Origin of the sequence: Paenibacillus silviterrae, assembly GCF_030167925.1 — a bacterium.
Lineage (GTDB): Bacteria > Bacillota > Bacilli > Paenibacillales > NBRC-103111 > Paenibacillus_G > Paenibacillus_G silviterrae.
Map to the genome: position 1 here is coordinate 3,112,147 of NZ_JASKUT010000001.1, position 18,055 is coordinate 3,130,201.

Sequence of the window (18,055 nt, forward strand, 5' to 3'; positions counted from 1 at the left end):
ATTAAGGGCTCGTCCCGCGCCGTGGCGGCTACTAACTACGGGACGGCCCATTCAGCCTGCGAAAAGCTTCGATTCCGGGGATCGTAAAGCAGGCAAGCTCGGCCGGCAGGGCGGACAGCGGAAACCAGCGGACCTCGCCGATCGCCCCGCCCTCCTCCATATTCCGGGCCGTGCCGGACAGCACCTTGGCTTCATATAGGGCAGAGACCCAGTGCTCCTCCGACTCCGGGCGAATCGTCTCCGCCATGCAGAGCAGTCTTACGACTTCGATCTCCAGATCGACCTCCTCGAGGATTTCCCGCTTCACCGTATCCTCCAGCCGTTCATACAAATCCACTTTCCCGCCGGGAATGCTCCAGGTCCCCTTCTCCGGCTGACGGTTTCTCAGGACGAGCAGCACCTCCTGCCGTTCATTCACAATGACAGCGCCCACGCCGATTCGGGGAATATCATATGGCATCGTTCGTTATCCTCCTTACCTTGTTCTACTATCGTTTACCCGCTTAATCCTTTATCCCGTCAATGATCAACGCCATAAAAGAACCCAAGCGGCTCCGCTTGACGGCAGAAGCTTGGGTAAGTAGGATTTGGCATGTTGCTGCTGGGAACGCATGAGGCACATACCGGGACCTCAAATCGCAAATGTGCGATAAAAGCCCTGAAACACGGACTCCAGCCGGTCCGACGGACCTCCTAATTGCACTTTTGCAGCTATTGGTGCGCTCAAGGCACGCATCGGGACCTCCAATAGCATATTTGCTATTAAAACGTTGCTGCACCGACTCCAGCTTGCCCGACGGCCCCCCCAATGGCACATTTGCAACTATCGACGCGCAATAGGCGCGTATCGGGGTCTACAATCGCAAATGTGCGATTATTAGCTACCTAGCGGCATTCATAGAAGCGAACAGCATGTCCAGCACCTGCATGTTCAACAAGCTGTCCTCCAGACTCATGCCGGGAGGGCGTTTTTGCAGGATTGCCTCGGCAAAATCCGTCACCTCGAGAGTATAACGCCCGGTATCTCGTACCGGTACCTCCCGCGCCCCGGTGTCTGTAATGACCGTGATAGCACCGTCCATACCCGAGAACGTATCCGGGATCTCCAGCTTGCCTTTGGTGCCGACGATCTCCGTGCGGGTGTCCTTCTGAGCGTTGAAGCCGCTGTTGACCGCGGCAATCAAGCCATCCTCGTACTTCATAAGCGCCGAGAAGATCACATCGACCCCTCCCTCCAGGACGCTTTGCGAGACACAGGAGACCGGCGCCCGTCCGGTAATCATGTTCACGAAGCTGACCGGATAACAGCCCACATCATATAGCGAGCCGCCGCCGAGCTCGGGGCGGATCTTGATCGTATTCGGACGGTCCAGCAGAAACCGGAAGGACGAGTGAATGTATTTGAGCTCGCCAAGCTCCCCGCTGCCGATGATTTCCTTAACCCTTAGGGCCAGCTCGGTAAAACGGTACATGAACGCTTCCATAAGCAGCACGCCCGACTGCTCGGCCGCCTCGATCATTTCACGGCATTCCGCAGCATTCAAAGCAATCGGCTTCTCGCAAAGCACATGCTTTCCCTTCCGCATCGCCTTGATGGCCCATTCCTTGTGCATTGAATTCGGCAGCGGAATGTATACGGCTTGCAGCTCGGGATCTTCCAGCATAGCATCGTAGTCTTCGTACAGCTTCGGACAAGCAAACAGCTCCCGGCATTCCTTCAGCTTCTCCGGGTCCCGCGAAGCCACTGCATACAGCTCCGAATTCGGAGCTTCCTGAATCGCTGGAATCAGCGAGTTTTTGGCGATTCGGGCATACCCGAGCACGCCCCACTTGATGGTCTGACTAGTCATGGTGCACGTCCTTTCATTTTCTTTCCATCTTAGTTTATACTATTTTCATGCAAAGAGAAAAGGGAGCGTGCGGCAAGTGGAAGCAACAGCAGAGGATGTAGCCCAGTGGATGCTGAAGCAGTTGAGGTTCGCAGGGATTCTCCACCAGACGGAAGCCGTGGAGTACATACGCCGGCATTACGGGGAGCAATTCATCTACACAGGGGAGAACGGGAACGTATCCATCGATAAAGAGGTAAAAAAAAGATTCAAGAAGCTGCACGGCGGCAAGGCCGCCTGGGATCGCGACGGCTTCTTCTGGGGCTGGACGTAAATCCCGCAGCCCTACAGCCACCCTAGCAAACTCGAAGAGCCGCCACGGAAGCAAACGCACTTCCATGACGGCTCTTTGCTTTACAGCTTCACCCGCTGCAGTCGCAGCGCGTTCAATACGACCGAGACCGAGCTGAGCGCCATCGCCGCTCCGGCAAGCCATGGGGCCAAGAACCCGAGCGCGGCAATCGGAATGCCGATGACATTGTAGGCCAGCGCCCAGAACAGGTTCTGCTTAATGTTCACCATCGTTCTGCGGCTCATGAAGATCGCATCCGGGATGCTGTTCAGATCGCCGCGCATCAGTGTCACGTCGGCCGCCTCCATCGCCACGTCGGTCCCCGTTCCGATGGCCATCCCGATATCCGCCGTAGCCAGCGCAGGAGCATCGTTGATCCCGTCGCCGACCATCGCTACCTTCCTGCCCGCATTCTGCAGCTTCTTGACTTCCGCCGCTTTGCCTTCCGGCAAAACCTCGGCCATCACCCGGTCGATACCGACCTCGGCAGCGATTGCCTTGGCCGTACGCTCATTATCCCCGGTAATCATGATGACCTCGATGCCAAGCTGCTTCAATCGGGCTACCGCTTCCTTGGACGTCTCCTTGATCGTATCGGCCACGGCTACCATACCGGCATAGCGCCCATCCACAGCCACGAGCATAGCCGTCTTCCCCGACTCCTCCAGCCCGCTCATCCGCTGCGCCGCGCCTTCAGGCAAGGCCACCTCGTAACGGGCCATCAGCTTGCGGGTGCCGACCAGCAGCTCCCGGCCTTCCACTTCAGCGCGGATACCGTAGCCGGGAATCGCCTCGAACTGCTCCGAATCCGGCAGCTCCACGCCTTGCTCCTTAATACCGGCAACGATGGCTTCCGCCAGCGGGTGCTCGGAATTTTTCTCGGCTGAGCCTACCAAACGCAGGAATGCTGTTTCCTCGAAATCAGGCTCCACCAGCACATCCGTCAGCTCCGGTTTGCCTTTCGTTACCGTACCTGTTTTATCAAGAATCATGGCATCGATCTTGTGTGTAGCCTCCAGATGCTCCCCGCCCTTGAACAGTACGCCCAGCTCCGCCGAGCGGCCCGAGCCGGCCATAATCGACGTCGGAGTCGCTAAGCCCAATGCACATGGGCAGGCGATGACCAGTACGGCGATGGCTTTTTCCAGTGCGCTTGAGAAACTTCCCGGTTCTACGATAAAGTACCAGATGAGGAACGTGACCAATGCGATCCCTACCACAATCGGAACGAAAATGCCGGAAATGACGTCCGCTACCCGCTGAATCGGAGCCTTCGAGCCCTGGGCTTCCTCCACAACCTTAATGATCTGTGCCAAGGCCGTTTCCTTACCGACCTTCGTCGCTTTCACCTGCAGCACACCGTTCTTGTTGATCGTAGCACCGATGACGGAGTCTCCCTCACGCTTCTCAACCGGGATGCTTTCTCCCGTCAGCATCGATTCATCCACCGTGGATACGCCGCGAAGCACCTCGCCGTCCACCGGGATTTTCTCGCCCGGCTTGACGACTACGACGTCACCGGCCAGCACCTGCTCCACCGGTACGATCAGCTCTTGACCGTCCCGAATGACAACCGCTGTCTTCGCCTGCAGACCCATCAGCGTTTTGATGGCTTCCGAGGAACGTCCCTTCGCGAGAGCCTCGAACAATTTGCCAAGCAAAATCAGCGTAATCAGCACTGCGCTGGTTTCGTAGTACAGCTCCACCATGTGGTGGCTGCCGCCGCGGCTGAACTCTACCGTCTGATACAGGCTGTAGAAGTATGCGGCCGACGTTCCCAGCGCAACCAGCACATCCATGTTGGCACTGCCGTTCCGAAGCGCCTTATAGGCGCCTATATAGAACTGTCTGCCGATAATGAACTGCACGGGCGTGGCTAGAGCGAACTGAAACCAGGGGTTCATGAACAAATCCGGAAGCCAGATGAACGACGTGAAGGAAAAATGGCTCACCATCGCCCACAGCAGCGGGAACGAAAGCAGTGCCGAAACGAGCAGCTTGAGCTTCTGGCGGCGAATTTCTTTCTGACGGCGGTCGCCCGTATCCGGCTGATCCTGCTTCAAAGCGGCTTTATAGCCGATTTTCTCCACGCGTGCGATCATATCGCTCACAGAGACCACAGCCGGGTTATACTCAACATGTGCCGTTTCCAGCGCCAGATTCACGGTTGCCTTTACGCCTTCGAGCTTGTTCAGGCCCTTCTCGATCCGGGTCGCACAGGCCGCACAGGTCATTCCCGTTATGGTAAAATCGGCCGTCTCGCGAACCACACCGTAACCAAGCGCCTGAATCTTCTGCTCGACCTGACCGAGATTCGTTCTTGCAGGGTCGAATGTGACGGATGCCTGCTCTAAAGCGAAGTTCACCGTCGCCTGGGATATGCCCTCCACCTTATTCAAGCCCTTTTCGATCCGATTGGCACATGCGGCGCAAGTCATTCCCGTAATCTGCAGCGTCGATTGCTGCTGCTCCGCCTCTGCCGTAAGCTGTTTTTCCATCTCGTCGTCCTCCTCTTGAACCAATACCCGTAGGGGGTATAAAAATCTGCAAAAAAAATACCTTTTTGCTCACTCTATCTCTTTATTCAAACCTTATCGTTATTTCATCATCTTACATATAGCAATTCTAAGCACGCTGATACTCGTAACGTTATAAAGTAACTTTATCCAAAGCCAATCCGCCGCCATAGCCCCAGACTAACCACTGAAAGATGATTTAATCACCTTACGTAGTAAAATCCTCATCGCATTCTGACGGTAACGTTATAAAATCGCCTTAAACCTCACTGCAGCTATCCAGGCGGGAATCCGGCTTACGCTACATCGTAGCCCTGATCCTCGATTGCCTCTTTTACCGCAGCCAGCGTAACCTTCCCTGCATCAAACTGCACATCTACGGTTTTTGCCGCAAGATTGACCTTCCCGGCAGCCCCGATTTCCTTCAACGCTCCCTCAATAGCCCGAACGCAATGATCGCAAGACATGCCTTCTACTTGTAATGTTACCTTTTCCATAGGAAATCCCTCCATGAATTTATTATTTCATTAATTTGTTCATTGTAATCATCAATTCGTCGACGACCTCGCGGTCTCCCGATTGAATGCGTTCCACCACACAGCTTCGCATGTGCCCCTCCAGCAAAATTCTTCCGACACTCGTGAGTGCCGACTGTACGGCAGCGATCTGATTCAATACATCGTCGCAATAGGTATCCTTCTCGATTAAGCCCTTCAGACCGCGAATTTGGCCTTCGATCCGATTCAGCCTTGCTGCCAGATTCGACTTGATCTTATCGGAGTGATGGCTCTGCCTGGCTTCCGTAGAAGCTGTGCAGCAATGCTCGCCTGTATCGCTCATCGATGTCACCTCCCTGCCTTGCAACATCAATATACCATACCCCCCACCCGTATGTAAATAGCTTTACGAAACTTTTTTCTTCACGAAAATAGCAATCATCACAATGCTCGCAATCGAAGCCGCAGCACTTATAGAGTAAAGTCCGGCGAAGCCTTGCGCCATCGAAGCGATCATCGGGCCTGCAATCGTCGGGCCCAGGGTCGAGCCTACCGAGCGGAACAAGCTTAAATACCCGACGGCCGATCCCGTTTCCTTCGGCCCTACCGCTTGCAGTATCATCATATTCAGTGGTGCGCCTATGATGATGCCGACACCGAAGCCCATGACGATGATCGTCAGAACAAAGGAGGCAACCGAAGTGACCGCGAAGGCCAGCGATCCTGCGCCTAACAGCGAAACCGCGAAGCCGAGGAGAAGCACCCTGCGCGGGCCCATTTATCTACCATATATCCTGCAATTAGGGAGGCGATCATAGAAGATACCGCCACAGGCGCTACGGTCAAGCCGGAATTCCCTTTGGTCAGGCCGAGCAGCGTTTCCCCATACAACGGAAGCAGGTTCGTAGCCGTTGCCATAACGAAGCCCGAAAGCAGCGAGGCCAGCAGCAAAGTCAGCGTTCCAGCCCGAGTGAAATAGCTCAAATTCATCACCGGATCCTGATGCTTCCGTTCAATCAGCAGGAAGACCGGCAGCAGCACCGCGGCCGCGAGAAGATACCAGACGTTGGCTTGTGTGATGCCCAGCATCAAGGAAAGAATGAGCAGAGTCAGCAGGACAATGCCGGCCGTGTCGATCGACTTTTGAACCGTCTGCTGCTCCGAACGGAACCGGGAGATCATCGCCAGGATCATCAGCGAAATCGGAACATTGATCAGGAAAATCCATTGCCATTGCATGAACGCAATGATGACGCCGCCGAGAACCGGTCCCAGAATCGTGCCGATGCCGAAGACTACCCCGATCAGGCCCATGGCCTTGCCTCTTTTGTCAGGCGGGTACGACACCGCAATCTGAGCTGCGGTAATCGGGAAGATCCCCCCGGTACCTATCGCCTGTACCGCCCGGCCCAGCAGAAACACGATAAAGTTTGGAGCCAAGGCTGCAATGACTGAGCCGATGGCGAAGGTGCTGATGCCGAAGGTAAAAATCTGTTTGCGGCCGAAACGGTCCGAAAGCTTGCCGAGTACCGGAATGCTGACGGCGAATAGCAAAGTGTAGATCGTGAAGCTCCATACGCCCCAGGAGGAGTTCAATTGGTAGGCCGCCATAATAGAGCTGAGCGCCGGGCCGACGATCCCGTGGTCAAGCGCTCCCATAAAGATACCTAATAAGAATGTAAAAATGACCATCGGCTTCGACAGCCCTCCGGCAGTCTGCTGACCCGGGCCAAGCCGTGTTGTTGAGGCTGCTGGCGTAGACATAGTGATTCTCTCCTTATGAAGTTGCGTTGTTGGTCTTGTGCCAAAGCCGGTACCCGCCGTATACGGCAGCTAGGAAAGCTCCGTAGATCAGCACAACCGTCAGCGTCCGGGCTGCGCTGTTGAACATTTGATCGCCTACCAGGGCGAAAACGAGCATGACAGGCACCTTGCCCACCAGCGTAGCCGTGAAGAAGGTGATCAGCGGCGTCCGGCTAATGGCGGAATAAATATTGACGGCCGCTGCCGGTATGAATGGTATTAAGCGGGCGAAGAGAATACTCATGAAGGGATTCCGTTCAAAAAGGACGGTAAACCGCTCCAGCTGCTTGAATCGGCTCAGGTAAACGCGCCCCTGCTCCATGAACGCATAACGTACGAAAAGGAACATGAGCACCGCCGCCGCGGTAGAGCTCGCCGTATTAATGAAGCCCCCGAGCAGCGGACCGTATTTGGCTCCCATGATTCCGCCGACCACGCCGAACGGAACGACCGGCACGAAGGCAAGGAAGGTGGCTAGCGCCAGTGCCAGCGGCCACTCTCCCCTTTCGCCGTTGTGAAGCCATTGCAGGATAGGATCCTGCTGTATGTATGCGAGGCCCAGCAGGGCCCCATAGAACAGGACAACTCCGACAGCCTTCATTTACGGAACCTGCACGACGTAAGGCACGGTGAATACCTTGCCGTTATGCTGGAACTGTCCCCAAATTTTGTAGACGCCGCTCTTCGGGAAGCTTGTGCTGAACTTGGCATCCGGCCCCGTCGCCTTTTCATCAATCGGATGGTTGTGGATGTACTGCTCCACATCGCCGCTGATGATGACTACATGACCTACCGCCCCGAGATAAGGCTGCAGGTTCTTGATCGGCTCCTTCGTCTTCGCGTCCTTGAACGAGAACTTCATTTGTACCGGCTGACCGGATTGAAGCTTATCGAAGCTCAGCGTAACCTCAATGCCTTGAGCGGTCTGCGTCAAGCTGCTGCCCTGCTTAATGGGAGCCGGGGCCGCCGGCTTCTCTGCGCCGACTTGAATCCAGTTCGTTTCGGTTCTCGGCTGTCCTCCGGATGGAACGAAGTCGGCAATGAGCTTATATTCCCCGTTCTTCGGGAACGTCGTGCCGACCTCGAAGAGCCCCTTTTGCTTATATTCCGGATGAATGTGGTCAAAATAGCTCAAGTCCTTGCTCACCACTATAAGGTGCATCTGCTTCTCGTGGCTTACATCGAACTTCTCGATAGGAGCGCCCTTGGCATCGTTGATTTGGATTGCAATATTCGTCGGCTGGTTCGCCTGCGGCTGAGCTGCGGACAGCTTCCAGCTTGCTTTCGTTTCGATGGCCGGGCTCGCCGCTCCGTGATCGCTATGTGCACCGTGTGCGTCGTGTGCTTCCTCTTTCTTCGGCGTGCATGCTGCAAGCAGCGCAGCGGACAGCAGGGTGACTGCGGCTATTTTACCAAGCTTCTTCATAGGGAATGTTTACTCCTTTCGATCGGTCGGGGAGGCCTGGTAGCCCATGCTTTGAATCGTATGGAGGACGGTCTCTTCCGAAGCCCCGCCTTCCGTGATTGTGACTTGGGCCGTCTTCTCGGCAAAATTCACTTTGCAGCTGACACCGTCCAGCGTGCCCAATTTGCTTTCAATTTTGCCGACACAGGATTGGCACCCCATACCCTCTATACGAAAATCTACTTTGTGTTGATTCATGGTCATCGACTCCTTCTTTAGGATAGGTTATTTGATATCGTTTTATACCCCTGCGGGGTATGTCTTCGATGTGAATATCATAATATACCCCAATAGGGTATGTCAAGCGATATGTTACAATCGTTTCATTGCGTGTCTACCTTGTTTTTTCCCTAAGCAGCTTGCGGAAATCGGCAGGGGTATGCCCCGTTTTTCTCTTGAACAGAGTGATGAAATAAGGGGCGCTCGGCAAACCTACCGCGCTGCCGATCTCCGCAACGGGCTTATCCGAGCCGGCCAGCAGCTCCTTTGCCTTATGAATTCTGGTTTGTTGAATATATTCGCCTGGAGTCATCCCCTTCCATCGCTTAAAGGTGCGCTGAAGATGATACGGGCTTCCATGGCAATGATACGATAGGGCTTCTAAGGTTAGCGGGTCCTTGTAGTGGTCATCGATATATTGCGTAATTCGGTCAACCCAGTCCTCCATAGGGCCCAGGCGGTCCATAGGCTTGCATCGCTTGCACGGGCGAAATCCGGCAGTCAGTGCTTCTTCCGCATGCCCGAATACAGTCACGTTCCCTCGATTCGGCACTCTGGACCTGCAGGATGGCTTGCAAAAGATGCCTGTCGTCAGCACAGCGTAAATAAATAGGCCGTCATAGCTCGAATCACAATCGATGATCGCTCGCCACTGCTTTTCAGACACAGGGGCCTCGTGATTTTTCATACGTATCTTCATGTTCTTCACCTCATCTTGGAGTATACCTGACCCCCGTATCTCGCGTAAGACCCGAACCATAAGAGAGCAAGATCTCGAAAGCTCCCAGGCGAGTGCTGATTGGGGCTCCGGAAAGAGAGCGCAACATTTCAAATGTCGCACCGTGATACAACAAAGGGGTAAGGCCAAAACAAACCTTGAGGAGATGACGAAATGGGCAAGCTGAAAGGAAAGATTGCTTTAGTTACCGGAGCAGGACGAGGCATAGGGCGAGCCATTGCACGGAAATTGGCGCAGGAAGGGGCCATGGTTGCCGTTCATTATGGCAAAAGCCGGGATGCTGCGCTGGAAACGGTGCGTGAGCTGGAAAACAGCGGGGGTACTGCCTTTGCAGTGGGGGCCGACCTGGAGACGTTAAGCGGAGTGGAAACGCTGTTTGAAGCAATGGATGCGGAGCTCGGCAGAAGGGTGGGCAGCCACCACCTGGATATTCTCGTAAACAATGCGGGCATAGCCCTTTACGGCTCGGTCGAGAATACTCCGGAGGCTGCTTTTGATACGATTTTTTCGGTAAATGTGAAAGCCCCCTTCTATTTGATTCAACAAGCCTTGCCGCGGATGCGGGAGGAGGGGCGCATCATCAACCTGTCCTCCGCCGTTACGAGAATCGCCATACCGGATATTGCCGCGTATAGCATGACGAAAGGGGCTATCAATACGCTGACCCTCACGTTAGCCAAGCAGCTGGGACCTCGCGGCATTACGGTCAATGCGATCCTGCCGGGATTCGTCGCTACGGATATGAATGCCTCCATGCTGCAGGATCCGGCGTCAAGAAAGTTCGGTGCGGAATTTTCCATCTTCGGGAGATGGGGAGAGCCGGAGGACATTGCCGCCATTGCCGGCTACCTGGCCTCCCCGGATAGCCGCTGGATCACCGGACAGTTGATTGACGCAAGCGGCGGCTCTTATCTATAGGCGGAAAGGGAAAGTCCGGCTCCTCTTTTTTGAAGAGGTCCGGACTTTTCTTGTCATAGTCTAACGTGCGTCCGCCGGAAATACCAGCCCCATTTGCCTGCGTGCCTCGTCCATCATTTCCATTGTAATCAACGAACTGGTATGGGAGTTTACTTGGGACTCCGTCCGCCCTTCCCCGATTAACCGGGCAAATTCGAGCGCCTCGTAATACATCGAATGATGCTCCACCGGCACGGTCAGCTCCTCCGCCCTGCCGTCACGATAGCGGATTTCCACCTTGTTCGGCTGATTGATCCGGTCGATCACCATCGTGCCGTTCTCTCCTTGAATCTCGGCAGGGAGATACGAATGGCTGATCTTCGAATGCATAATAACGGCATCCATATCCTTGTACTCAAGCAGCAGGCTCCCTTCGCCGTCCACGCCGGATTCCAGCAGCAGTCCGCTAGCCTTCACCGTCTCCGGTTTCCCGAACAGCACGGCAAGCGGGTACAGGCAATAAATTCCGAGATCCATCAGCGAGCCGTTGGAGAACACCGGATTAAAGGCATTCAGCACGTTCCCCTCCTTATAGGCATCGTACCGCGACGAATACTGGCAATAACTTGCAAAATACCGTCTGATCCGGCCAAGCTTCGGCAGATGCTCGCAGATCGCCCCGAAGCCCGGCATCAGCGTTGACTTCATCGCTTCCATGAGCAGCACGCCGTTCTGTTGCGCCGCCGCTATCATCGCCTTGAGCTCGTCCGCATTCGAAGCGATAGGCTTCTCGCACAGCACGTGCTTCCCTTGCTTCATACAGGCAATAGCATGCTCAGCGTGGAGGGAATTCGGACTTGCTATATATACTGCATCAAAGTGCTCGCTCCGTACAAACCCGTCGATATCTGAGTACAAGTGCTGCGCCCGGTGCTTCTCTGCGAAATCACGCGCCTTATCCTCCGTACGGGAGTACACCGCTGTGAGCTCGAACCTTCCGGTTTCCTCCGCCGCCTTCACAAATTCCTCTGTAATCCAGTTCGTACCGATGACTGCCAATCGTATCACTATGACCCTCTCCATTCACAGATGTATACTTTGCATCATTTTACCATACAATCGTGAACCGCTCATGTGAAATGAAAAAAACAACCGGCGCTGGGGCGGTAATGTAAGCATACGCCGCATTTTTATCGCATTTTTGCCATTGGTGGTGCCATTGCGTACGTTTATGGCGCCTATAATCGCATCCATGCGATTATCCCCACGCTTTCTTCTCTCCAAAGGCCGAATTTACGCCGTTTATCGCATTTTTGCCATTGCCGGTGCCGATTGGAGTGTCTTGCGCGCATGTAATTGCATTCGTGCGATTATTGCGCGCTCGTGTCTCCAGGTTCATCCACATCCATGCCTTTAACGAAAAAAGGGAGCCCGCGGCTCCCTACAAAATCGTCTCGCCGAACAGCGAGCCGACCAGCTCCACCGCCACCTTCGCGGTGGAGTTCAAATGGTCGAGGATCGGATTGACCTCGACGAACTCCGCGCCGACGAGCACATTGGCCTCGGCGATCATCTCCATCGCCAGCTGGCTCTCGCGGAAGCTGAGCCCGCCCGGCACCGGAGTGCCGACGCCCGGGGCGAACGACGGGTCCAGCGCGTCCAGATCGAGGCTCAGGTGGACGCCGTCCGTTCCGTTCGTCACGATGCGCAGCGCCTGCTCCATCACGCGGGTCATGCCGATCCGATCGATCTCGTGCATGGTGAACACCTTCACTCCAAGCTTCCGCAGGAACAGCTTCTCCCCCGGATCCAGCGACCGCGCCCCGATGATGGCGACGCGGGAAGGATCCATCGGCGATTTCACGGGACCGCCGATCGATGTCAGCAGCTCGTGTCCGTAGCCCATCGCAACCGCCAGCGCCATCCCGTGGATGTTGCCGGAGGGTGATGTCCCCGCCGTGTTGACATCGCCGTGCGTATCGTACCAGATGACGCCAAGCCGCGGGTAGTGCTGCGACAGCCCCGCCAGCGTGCCGATGGCAATGCTGTGGTCGCCCCCGATCACCAGCGGGAAGCTTTGTCCGGCTACGGTTTGCGATACGCGCTCGCACAGTTCTCCATTGACCCGGGCGATCTCGTATAAATATTTGAGGTTCGTACCCGGCGCCGGCTGAGACTTGGCTCTTCGGACGATCAAATCGCCCTCATCGCGTACCTGATACCCCAGCTCCGCTAGACGCTGCTCAAGTCCGGCACACCGGATCGCGCTCGGTCCCATATCGACGCCGCGGCGATCCGCGCCGAGGTCCATCGGAACGCCAAGAACGGTAACGCTTCGGTTCCGGCTTGGATTCACTCGTCCCCACCCCCTTCTATCTCCGCAGAAGTCCTTTGATCACAAACCACAGGTTGGCGGGCCTTTCCGCAATGCGGCGGGAGAAATACGGATACCACTGCTCTCCATAAGGGGTGTATACCCGAACGCGATAGCCCTTGGCGGCCAGCTCCAGCTGCAGCTGACCGGCGATGCCGTATAGCATTTGAAACTCGAAACGATCCGGCGCAACTCCTTTGTCCTCCGCATACCGGATCACTCGTTCGATCAGCTTGCGGTCATGCGTCGCTACCGCAACATACCTTTTGCGATCGAGACACAGCCGCACCAGCTCAAAATAATTGTCGTCGACGTCCTTCTTGCTAGCATAGGCGATTTCCCGCGGCTCCTTGTAGGCCCCCTTCACAATGCGCAGATTCGCCCGCAAGGAGCTCAAGCAGTCCACATCCGCATAGGACCGGTAAAGATAGGATTGAATCACCGTTCCTACATGCTCCCTGCCGTACTCAGCCAGCAGCCTCGTGAACACCCGAAGCGTCGCATCCGTAAGCGAGGAATCCTCCATGTCGATCCGAACAAAGCCCCCGTATTGCCGCGCCCGCCCCACAATGACCTCCATCTGCTCCAGACATAACGATTCGTCGATCAGGAGCCCCAGCTGCGACAGCTTGAGCGATACATTAGCCTGAAGCTTCAGCCGATCGAGCTCCTCCAGCATCCTTAGGATTTCTTCACGAACGACCGCGACCTGCTCCCGTTCATACACACTCTCTCCAAGATAATCCAGCGTCGCCATCAGCCCTGCCTTGTTCAACCGCTGGACCTGCTCCAGTGCCTCTGTGAGCGTATTACCCGCCACAAACCGCCGCACGCCCCAAGCCATCCCACGCTTCTCCATCCAGCCGCGAATGCGGGGATGACCTGCCACGGACAGTACCATTTGTCGATACAAAAGCTCGATTCCCATAAACGTCTGCCTCCTCGTGTGAAACAAACATGGGCTGCGGCGAGCGGCTATAAACGCTCAGCGATCAGCTTGGGTTGAGTGAATAACAGCAAATAGTCCGGACCACCGGCCTTGGAATCGGTGCCCGACATGTTGAACCCGCCAAATGGATGGACACCGACAGTAGCCCCTGTACACTTCCGATTGATATACAGATTTCCCACGTGAAAAGCGGCCTTCGCCCGTTCTATGTTCTCCCGGTTGTTCGTATACACAGCACCGGTAAGCCCGTAATCGGAGAAATTGGCGATCTGCAACGCTTCTTCGAAGGAAACTGCGCTGGCGAACGCGAGCACCGGCCCGAAAATTTCCTCCTGCATCAGCCTCGCGCCCGGAGCCACATCGGCGAAAATGGTTGGTGCGATATAGTAGCCGATATCGTCCGCATAGGTCCCGCCGGTAAGTAATCGTCCTTCCTGCCGGCCTGCTTCGATATAGTCGACGATTTTGCGGTAAGCGGCCCGGTCGATCACCGGCCCAAGATCACTCGCCGCATCCGTCGCCGGCCCCAGCTTAAGCTGCTCCGACAGCACACGGCACCGTTCCACTACCTCGTCGTACACCGCATCATGAATAATGGCCCTGGAGCAGGCGGAGCATTTCTGCCCGGAGAAGCCGAAAGCCGAGGCGATGATCCCGGCCGAAGCCTCCTCCAGATCCGCGTCCTCGTCGACGATGATCGCGTCCTTGCCTCCAAGCTCCCCGACATAACGCTTGAGCCATATTTGCCCCGGCTGTACCTCGGCGGACAGCTTATGCAGGTGCACACCGACTTCGCGGGAGCCGGTAAACGATACGAACCGCGTCAGCTTGTGCGCCACGAGATAATCCCCGATCTCTGCGCCGCTCCCCGGCAGAAATTGCACAACGCCATCCGGCAGCCCGGCCTCCGCCAGCAGGGATACGAACCTTGCGGCAATGACCGGCGTTTGGCTGGAGGGCTTCACCACCACCGTGTTCCCCGCTACCACTGCAGCAGTAGTCATGCCTGCCAGAATCGCCAGCGGAAAGTTCCACGGCGGAATAACAATACCGACTCCGAGCGGAAGGTACACGAGCTGGCTCCGTTCGCCCGGCACATGCACCAGCTTCGCCGCTCCTCTGCCGTCCAGCTCAAGCATTTGCCGGGCGTAATATTCCATGAAATCAATCGCTTCCGCCGTGTCCGCATCAGCCTCCACCCTGTTCTTGCCTGCCTCAAGCATCATCCAAGCGGAAAATTCATGCTTTCTCCTACGCAGAATAGCCGCCGCTTTGAAGAGTACATCCGCACGCACCTCCGCTTTCACCTGCGACCAAGATGCAAACGTGCGATATGCTTCCTGTATCGCCTGTTCCGCAAGCGACAAGTTGGCCTTAGCTGCGCGGCCCACGACCTCCGAATGCCGGGAGGGGTTGCGCGATACGATCCATTCTCCCGTCTCGCAGGATCGGCCGCCGAGCACAATCGGATAGTCCCGGCCGAGCTGAGCTTGCACTTCCGCCAGCGCCTTGGCAAGTGCCTCCTCCTCCCGTGCAGCTTTAAAATTCGTTAGCGGTTCCGGACGATAATCGATCATAAGCATAGTCCCTCCGTCTCTGTATGCTTTTTGCCTCGCTATCACCATTCCGGTTGTTCGAAGAGCACTTCTACAATGCGTTCCAAAGCAAAATCCAGCTCCTGCTTCGTGATGATGAGCGGCGGTGCCAACCGGATGATCGTGTCATGCGTTTCCTTGCAGAGAAGCCCTTGCTGCATCAGCCTTTCGCAAAACGGTCTCGCAGGGCGATCCAGCTCGATTCCGACAAACAATCCCCGTCCCCTGATGTCCTTGACCCAAGGCAGTCCGGCTACTCCCTTCACCTGCAGCTGAGATAACAAATAAGCACCTAGCGTACGGGAGTTCTGAGCGAGCTTTTCGTCCTCCAGCACTTCCAGGGAAGCCAGGGCAACGGCACAGGCAAGGGGGTTTCCTCCGAACGTGGAGCCGTGCGACCCCGGATCGAACACCTGCAGAACGTCATGATCTGCAGCGACCATCGACACCGGCAGCACACCGCCACCGAGCGATTTACCGAGAATGTACATGTCGGGCACCACCTGTTCATGGTCACAGGCAAAGAGAGCCCCGGTTCGGCCCAGGCCGGTCTGAATTTCATCGGCGATAAGCAAGATGCCGTTATCCCCGCAAATCCGGGCTACATCTTGCAAGTAACCGTCAGGGGGGAGCACGATGCCCGCCTCCCCTTGCATGGGCTCGACCAGAAATGCTGCTGTGTGTGGAGTGATGGCTTGCCGCAGCGCCTCCGCATCCCCATAGGGAACAGCGGTGAAGCCGGGCGTGAACGGCCCAAAGCCGTCTTGGTAGGAGGAGTTCGTGGAAAAAGAGGTAATGGTAGTGGTGCGTCCGTGAAAGTTGTTCTCACATACGATGATCTGAGCTTGATCCTTCGGTACGCCCTTCCTTCGATAGGCCCAGCGCCGAGCTGCCTTGATCGCCGTCTCAACAGCTTCGGCACCGGTATTCATGGGGAGAAAGTGCGTTTTGCCGGTCAGCTTATGAAGCTTCTCATAAAGCTCTCCTAAATATTCATTATGAAAGGCGCGGGAAGTTAATGTCACCTTAGCCGCCTGCCGGACTAAAGCATCGATAATTTTCGGATGCCGATGGCCGTGATTCAGTGCGGAATAGGAGCTGAGGAAATCCATATACCGTTTCCCTTCCAGATCCTCCACCCACACCCCCTCTGCCTTGGCAATGACTAGCGGCAGCGGATGATAATTGTGTGCGCCGTACTGCTGCGTTTGCCGAATCACGTCTTTTGAGGATTTTTGGCTCATGCCCCCGGCCCCCTTTGATCGATCGGTACGCTTGTTAAATTTTCAGATTTTTTCGACTATTTATAATTTCATTATATTCGCTGCAAGCTGACATGGCTACACCTTTTCTCGTTTTCGAATATAGCCGAGCAGCGTATCACACGCCTCATCGACCAGCTTGTATACCTCTTCGAAGTTGCCGGTATAGTACGGATCGGGAACATCCGAGACACCCGCATTGGGAGCCCAATCCAGCAGCTTCCTCACTTCCGCTCCGGGTCCGGCAGGAGCAATTGCCTCCAGATTCCTCACATTGCTGCTGTCCATCGCGATGATGTACTGAAAATCCCGGAAGTCCCCGGCCCCTACTTGACGCGCCTTCATCCCCGTCGTGTCGATACCGTAATGCTTCAAAATCCTCCTTGTCCCCTCATGCGGCGGCTTGCCGATGTGCCAGCTCCCCGTTCCTGCAGAATCGATTCGGATGCGGTCTTCCAGCCCCGCCTCCCGGACCTTCTTACGAAACACCGCCTCCGCCATTGGTGAACGGCAAATGTTGCCTAAGCATACGAATAGGATGTTGATCATGCGGTATCATGGCCTCCTGGTTTATTGATTGTTGTATTGCTACTAATTTAGAATAAAATCAAACAAACTTCCAGAGGAGACGATGCAGTATGGGACTTACTTCACACCGTCGGCGGTATATCCGTCCGCATGTTTCTCGTTGGTTGATCATATCGGCCGCCTGCTGCTTTCTCTGTATTGTGTGCTTGCTTGTCCTAACACGGATGACTCCCGCCGCTGAGAACCGGGTGATTGCCCTCACCTTCCGGCCTTATGAAGCATCTGTGCCCCAAGCCGTTACGCCGGTTGCTTCAGCGGATTCTCTTATGTTCCTTTCCGAACCACCTATTGCTACAGGAAAAATGATCCTCTTCAAAAAACAGAACGATACTGAGCCATGGGTATACGCAGGCTTTCAGTCCCAAGGAGATCCCATTCTGTATGATGTCGGACCGATTTCTTACGGGGATCTTGCCAGCTCCCCTGTAGACGTCACTTCAAGCGGCGCTCTGGGAAAGAGTACCATACGGCTGACCGGTGCCTGCGGTGCCAACTGCCCCCTAACCAGCTATCTAACTGTAGAGCACCATGTTCCAAGCGTATGGCTGAACCTCGAAGCCCACGCCGTGGAAACGGATCTGGACGGCGATGCCGTTGTAGGGACGCTTGCGGAGACGAGCATACTTCGCATGGAACAGGGCCAGCTTCTTGTCGCATCGCTAAACCGGGAACTGGACGCTATGGCGGTAACCTTTATGCCGGAAACGCAAGTTTTTGCTGTTGATTACCTATCCCGTGAGAAGAAGCCTGAGATCTTTCGAAACGAGAGCGGTCGTCTCCGTTATATCCGAAATTACCTTATGTAAAAAGGCAGCCTTCCGGCTGCCTTTTTCATTACACAAGAATCGTGCGAGTGATGATTACCAAAAGTATGAACAGAACCAGGATCGCCCCTGTCGAAGTCCAGCCGCCTGCGTGTGTCATGCTATCGTCCTCCCTTTTTTTGTTTGTACCTTACGCTATATCCTAT

21 protein-coding genes are annotated in these 18,055 nt (G+C 55.5%); 3 read left to right on the top strand and 18 right to left on the bottom strand.

The genetic code is table 11. From position 1 onward, the window contains the following. Window positions 1-31 precede the first annotated feature (31 nt). Complete coding sequence (locus QMO62_RS14225; protein WP_284641855.1) at window positions 32-460, bottom strand: NUDIX domain-containing protein; 429 nt, start codon at window positions 458-460, stop codon at window positions 32-34. 421 nt (window positions 461-881) lie between these two features. Continuing rightward, the gene (locus QMO62_RS14230) at window positions 882-1,850 is read right to left on the bottom strand and encodes a Gfo/Idh/MocA family protein (protein ID WP_284641857.1); all 969 of its coding nucleotides are present in this window, start codon (window positions 1,848-1,850) and stop codon (window positions 882-884) included. Window positions 1,851-1,926: 76 nt separating this feature from the next. Here QMO62_RS14230 and QMO62_RS14235 point away from each other — a divergent pair, with 76 nt between their 5' ends. Further along, on the top strand, window positions 1,927-2,163 hold the full coding sequence (locus tag QMO62_RS14235; RefSeq protein ID WP_284641859.1) for a DUF6953 family protein: 237 nt from the start codon (window positions 1,927-1,929) through the stop codon (window positions 2,161-2,163). Window positions 2,164-2,243: 80 nt separating this feature from the next. Here the strand turns inward: QMO62_RS14235 and QMO62_RS14240 are convergent, their stop codons facing one another. The 9 genes from QMO62_RS14240 to QMO62_RS14280 all read right to left on the bottom strand — a co-directional run bounded on the left by QMO62_RS14240 (window position 2,244) and on the right by QMO62_RS14280 (window position 9,381). Then, window positions 2,244-4,679 (bottom strand): heavy metal translocating P-type ATPase, encoded by a 2,436-nt coding sequence (locus QMO62_RS14240; RefSeq protein WP_284641861.1) that lies wholly within the window; start codon window positions 4,677-4,679, stop codon window positions 2,244-2,246. A 314-nt stretch (window positions 4,680-4,993) separates the two neighbouring features. Continuing rightward, window positions 4,994-5,194 carry a copper ion binding protein gene (locus tag QMO62_RS14245; protein WP_284641863.1) on the bottom strand — a complete coding sequence of 67 codons (201 nt, stop codon included), beginning with the start codon at window positions 5,192-5,194 and terminating at the stop codon, window positions 4,994-4,996. Window positions 5,195-5,216: 22 nt separating this feature from the next. Continuing rightward, window positions 5,217-5,537 carry a metal-sensitive transcriptional regulator gene (locus QMO62_RS14250; protein WP_284641866.1) on the bottom strand — a complete coding sequence of 107 codons (321 nt, stop codon included), beginning with the start codon at window positions 5,535-5,537 and terminating at the stop codon, window positions 5,217-5,219. Window positions 5,538-5,600: 63 nt separating this feature from the next. Further along, entirely contained in the window at window positions 5,601-5,972 is a 372-nt protein-coding gene (locus QMO62_RS14255; RefSeq protein WP_284641868.1) for an MFS transporter, read from the bottom strand. Next, on the bottom strand, window positions 5,924-6,958 hold the full coding sequence (locus tag QMO62_RS14260) for an MFS transporter (protein WP_284641870.1): 1,035 nt from the start codon (window positions 6,956-6,958) through the stop codon (window positions 5,924-5,926). Before QMO62_RS14260 ends, QMO62_RS14255 begins: the two co-directional genes overlap by 49 nt. 13 nt (window positions 6,959-6,971) lie before the next feature. Continuing rightward, window positions 6,972-7,598 (bottom strand): TVP38/TMEM64 family protein, encoded by a 627-nt coding sequence (locus QMO62_RS14265; RefSeq protein ID WP_284641872.1) that lies wholly within the window; start codon window positions 7,596-7,598, stop codon window positions 6,972-6,974. Next, window positions 7,599-8,423 (bottom strand): DUF8832 domain-containing protein, encoded by an 825-nt coding sequence (locus tag QMO62_RS14270; RefSeq protein ID WP_284641875.1) that lies wholly within the window; start codon window positions 8,421-8,423, stop codon window positions 7,599-7,601. A 9-nt stretch (window positions 8,424-8,432) separates the two neighbouring features. Further along, entirely contained in the window at window positions 8,433-8,660 is a 228-nt protein-coding gene (locus QMO62_RS14275; RefSeq protein WP_284641877.1) for a cation transporter, read from the bottom strand. Between the two features lie 136 nt (window positions 8,661-8,796). After that, window positions 8,797-9,381 carry a bifunctional transcriptional activator/DNA repair enzyme AdaA gene (locus tag QMO62_RS14280; RefSeq protein WP_284641879.1) on the bottom strand — a complete coding sequence of 195 codons (585 nt, stop codon included), beginning with the start codon at window positions 9,379-9,381 and terminating at the stop codon, window positions 8,797-8,799. Window positions 9,382-9,573: 192 nt separating this feature from the next. On the opposite strand from QMO62_RS14280, the gene QMO62_RS14285 reads away from it, so the two are divergent. Next, window positions 9,574-10,338, top strand: coding sequence for an SDR family oxidoreductase (locus tag QMO62_RS14285; protein ID WP_284641881.1), 765 nt, complete (start codon window positions 9,574-9,576; stop codon window positions 10,336-10,338). A 60-nt stretch (window positions 10,339-10,398) separates the two neighbouring features. On the opposite strand, the gene QMO62_RS14290 is transcribed toward QMO62_RS14285, so the two are convergent. The 6 genes from QMO62_RS14290 to QMO62_RS14315 all read right to left on the bottom strand — a co-directional run bounded on the left by QMO62_RS14290 (window position 10,399) and on the right by QMO62_RS14315 (window position 17,046). Beyond that, the gene (locus QMO62_RS14290) at window positions 10,399-11,385 is read right to left on the bottom strand and encodes a Gfo/Idh/MocA family protein (protein WP_284641882.1); all 987 of its coding nucleotides are present in this window, start codon (window positions 11,383-11,385) and stop codon (window positions 10,399-10,401) included. Between the two features lie 373 nt (window positions 11,386-11,758). After that, complete coding sequence (gene rocF, locus QMO62_RS14295; RefSeq protein ID WP_284641884.1) at window positions 11,759-12,673, bottom strand: arginase; 915 nt, start codon at window positions 12,671-12,673, stop codon at window positions 11,759-11,761. A 16-nt stretch (window positions 12,674-12,689) separates the two neighbouring features. Further along, a complete protein-coding gene (locus QMO62_RS14300; protein WP_284641886.1) occupies window positions 12,690-13,619 on the bottom strand; it encodes a proline dehydrogenase family protein in 930 nt (309 codons plus the stop codon). 47 nt (window positions 13,620-13,666) lie between these two features. After that, window positions 13,667-15,217 carry an L-glutamate gamma-semialdehyde dehydrogenase gene (pruA, locus tag QMO62_RS14305; RefSeq protein WP_372516674.1) on the bottom strand — a complete coding sequence of 517 codons (1,551 nt, stop codon included), beginning with the start codon at window positions 15,215-15,217 and terminating at the stop codon, window positions 13,667-13,669. Between the two features lie 41 nt (window positions 15,218-15,258). Next, window positions 15,259-16,479 carry an ornithine--oxo-acid transaminase gene (rocD, locus tag QMO62_RS14310; RefSeq protein ID WP_284641890.1) on the bottom strand — a complete coding sequence of 407 codons (1,221 nt, stop codon included), beginning with the start codon at window positions 16,477-16,479 and terminating at the stop codon, window positions 15,259-15,261. A 96-nt stretch (window positions 16,480-16,575) separates the two neighbouring features. Continuing rightward, a complete protein-coding gene (locus tag QMO62_RS14315) occupies window positions 16,576-17,046 on the bottom strand; it encodes a low molecular weight protein-tyrosine-phosphatase (protein WP_284641892.1) in 471 nt (156 codons plus the stop codon). Between the two features lie 89 nt (window positions 17,047-17,135). Here QMO62_RS14315 and QMO62_RS14320 point away from each other — a divergent pair, with 89 nt between their 5' ends. Beyond that, on the top strand, window positions 17,136-17,891 hold the full coding sequence (locus QMO62_RS14320) for a hypothetical protein (RefSeq protein WP_284641894.1): 756 nt from the start codon (window positions 17,136-17,138) through the stop codon (window positions 17,889-17,891). A 28-nt stretch (window positions 17,892-17,919) separates the two neighbouring features. On the opposite strand, the gene QMO62_RS14325 is transcribed toward QMO62_RS14320, so the two are convergent. Then, entirely contained in the window at window positions 17,920-18,009 is a 90-nt protein-coding gene (locus tag QMO62_RS14325; protein ID WP_284641897.1) for a YjcZ family sporulation protein, read from the bottom strand. Window positions 18,010-18,055 lie beyond the last annotated feature (46 nt).

Excerpts from the sequence above, each read along its gene's own strand:
- QMO62_RS14325 (WP_284641897.1), bottom strand. The coding sequence starts at position 18,009 with ATGACACACGCAGGCGGCTGGACTTCGACAGGGGCGATCCTGGTTCTG.
- QMO62_RS14300 (WP_284641886.1), bottom strand. The coding sequence starts at position 13,619 with ATGGGAATCGAGCTTTTGTATCGACAAATGGTACTGTCCGTGGCAGGT.
- QMO62_RS14260 (WP_284641870.1), bottom strand. The coding sequence starts at position 6,958 with ATGTCTACGCCAGCAGCCTCAACAACACGGCTTGGCCCGGGTCAGCAG.
- QMO62_RS14275 (WP_284641877.1), bottom strand. The coding sequence starts at position 8,660 with ATGAATCAACACAAAGTAGATTTTCGTATAGAGGGTATGGGGTGCCAA.
- QMO62_RS14315 (WP_284641892.1), bottom strand. The coding sequence starts at position 17,046 with ATGATCAACATCCTATTCGTATGCTTAGGCAACATTTGCCGTTCACCA.
- QMO62_RS14250 (WP_284641866.1), bottom strand. The coding sequence starts at position 5,537 with ATGAGCGATACAGGCGAGCATTGCTGCACAGCTTCTACGGAAGCCAGG.
- QMO62_RS14230 (WP_284641857.1), bottom strand. The coding sequence starts at position 1,850 with ATGACTAGTCAGACCATCAAGTGGGGCGTGCTCGGGTATGCCCGAATC.
- QMO62_RS14265 (WP_284641872.1), bottom strand. The coding sequence starts at position 7,598 with ATGAAGGCTGTCGGAGTTGTCCTGTTCTATGGGGCCCTGCTGGGCCTC.
- QMO62_RS14225 (WP_284641855.1), bottom strand. The coding sequence starts at position 460 with ATGCCATATGATATTCCCCGAATCGGCGTGGGCGCTGTCATTGTGAAT.
- rocD (WP_284641890.1), bottom strand. The coding sequence starts at position 16,479 with ATGAGCCAAAAATCCTCAAAAGACGTGATTCGGCAAACGCAGCAGTAC.
- QMO62_RS14285 (WP_284641881.1), top strand. The coding sequence starts at position 9,574 with ATGGGCAAGCTGAAAGGAAAGATTGCTTTAGTTACCGGAGCAGGACGA.
- QMO62_RS14280 (WP_284641879.1), bottom strand. The coding sequence starts at position 9,381 with ATGAAGATACGTATGAAAAATCACGAGGCCCCTGTGTCTGAAAAGCAG.
- QMO62_RS14240 (WP_284641861.1), bottom strand. The coding sequence starts at position 4,679 with ATGGAAAAACAGCTTACGGCAGAGGCGGAGCAGCAGCAATCGACGCTG.
- QMO62_RS14320 (WP_284641894.1), top strand. The coding sequence starts at position 17,136 with ATGGGACTTACTTCACACCGTCGGCGGTATATCCGTCCGCATGTTTCT.
- pruA (WP_372516674.1), bottom strand. The coding sequence starts at position 15,217 with ATGATCGATTATCGTCCGGAACCGCTAACGAATTTTAAAGCTGCACGG.
- QMO62_RS14245 (WP_284641863.1), bottom strand. The coding sequence starts at position 5,194 with ATGGAAAAGGTAACATTACAAGTAGAAGGCATGTCTTGCGATCATTGC.
- QMO62_RS14255 (WP_284641868.1), bottom strand. The coding sequence starts at position 5,972 with ATGGGCCCGCGCAGGGTGCTTCTCCTCGGCTTCGCGGTTTCGCTGTTA.
- QMO62_RS14270 (WP_284641875.1), bottom strand. The coding sequence starts at position 8,423 with ATGAAGAAGCTTGGTAAAATAGCCGCAGTCACCCTGCTGTCCGCTGCG.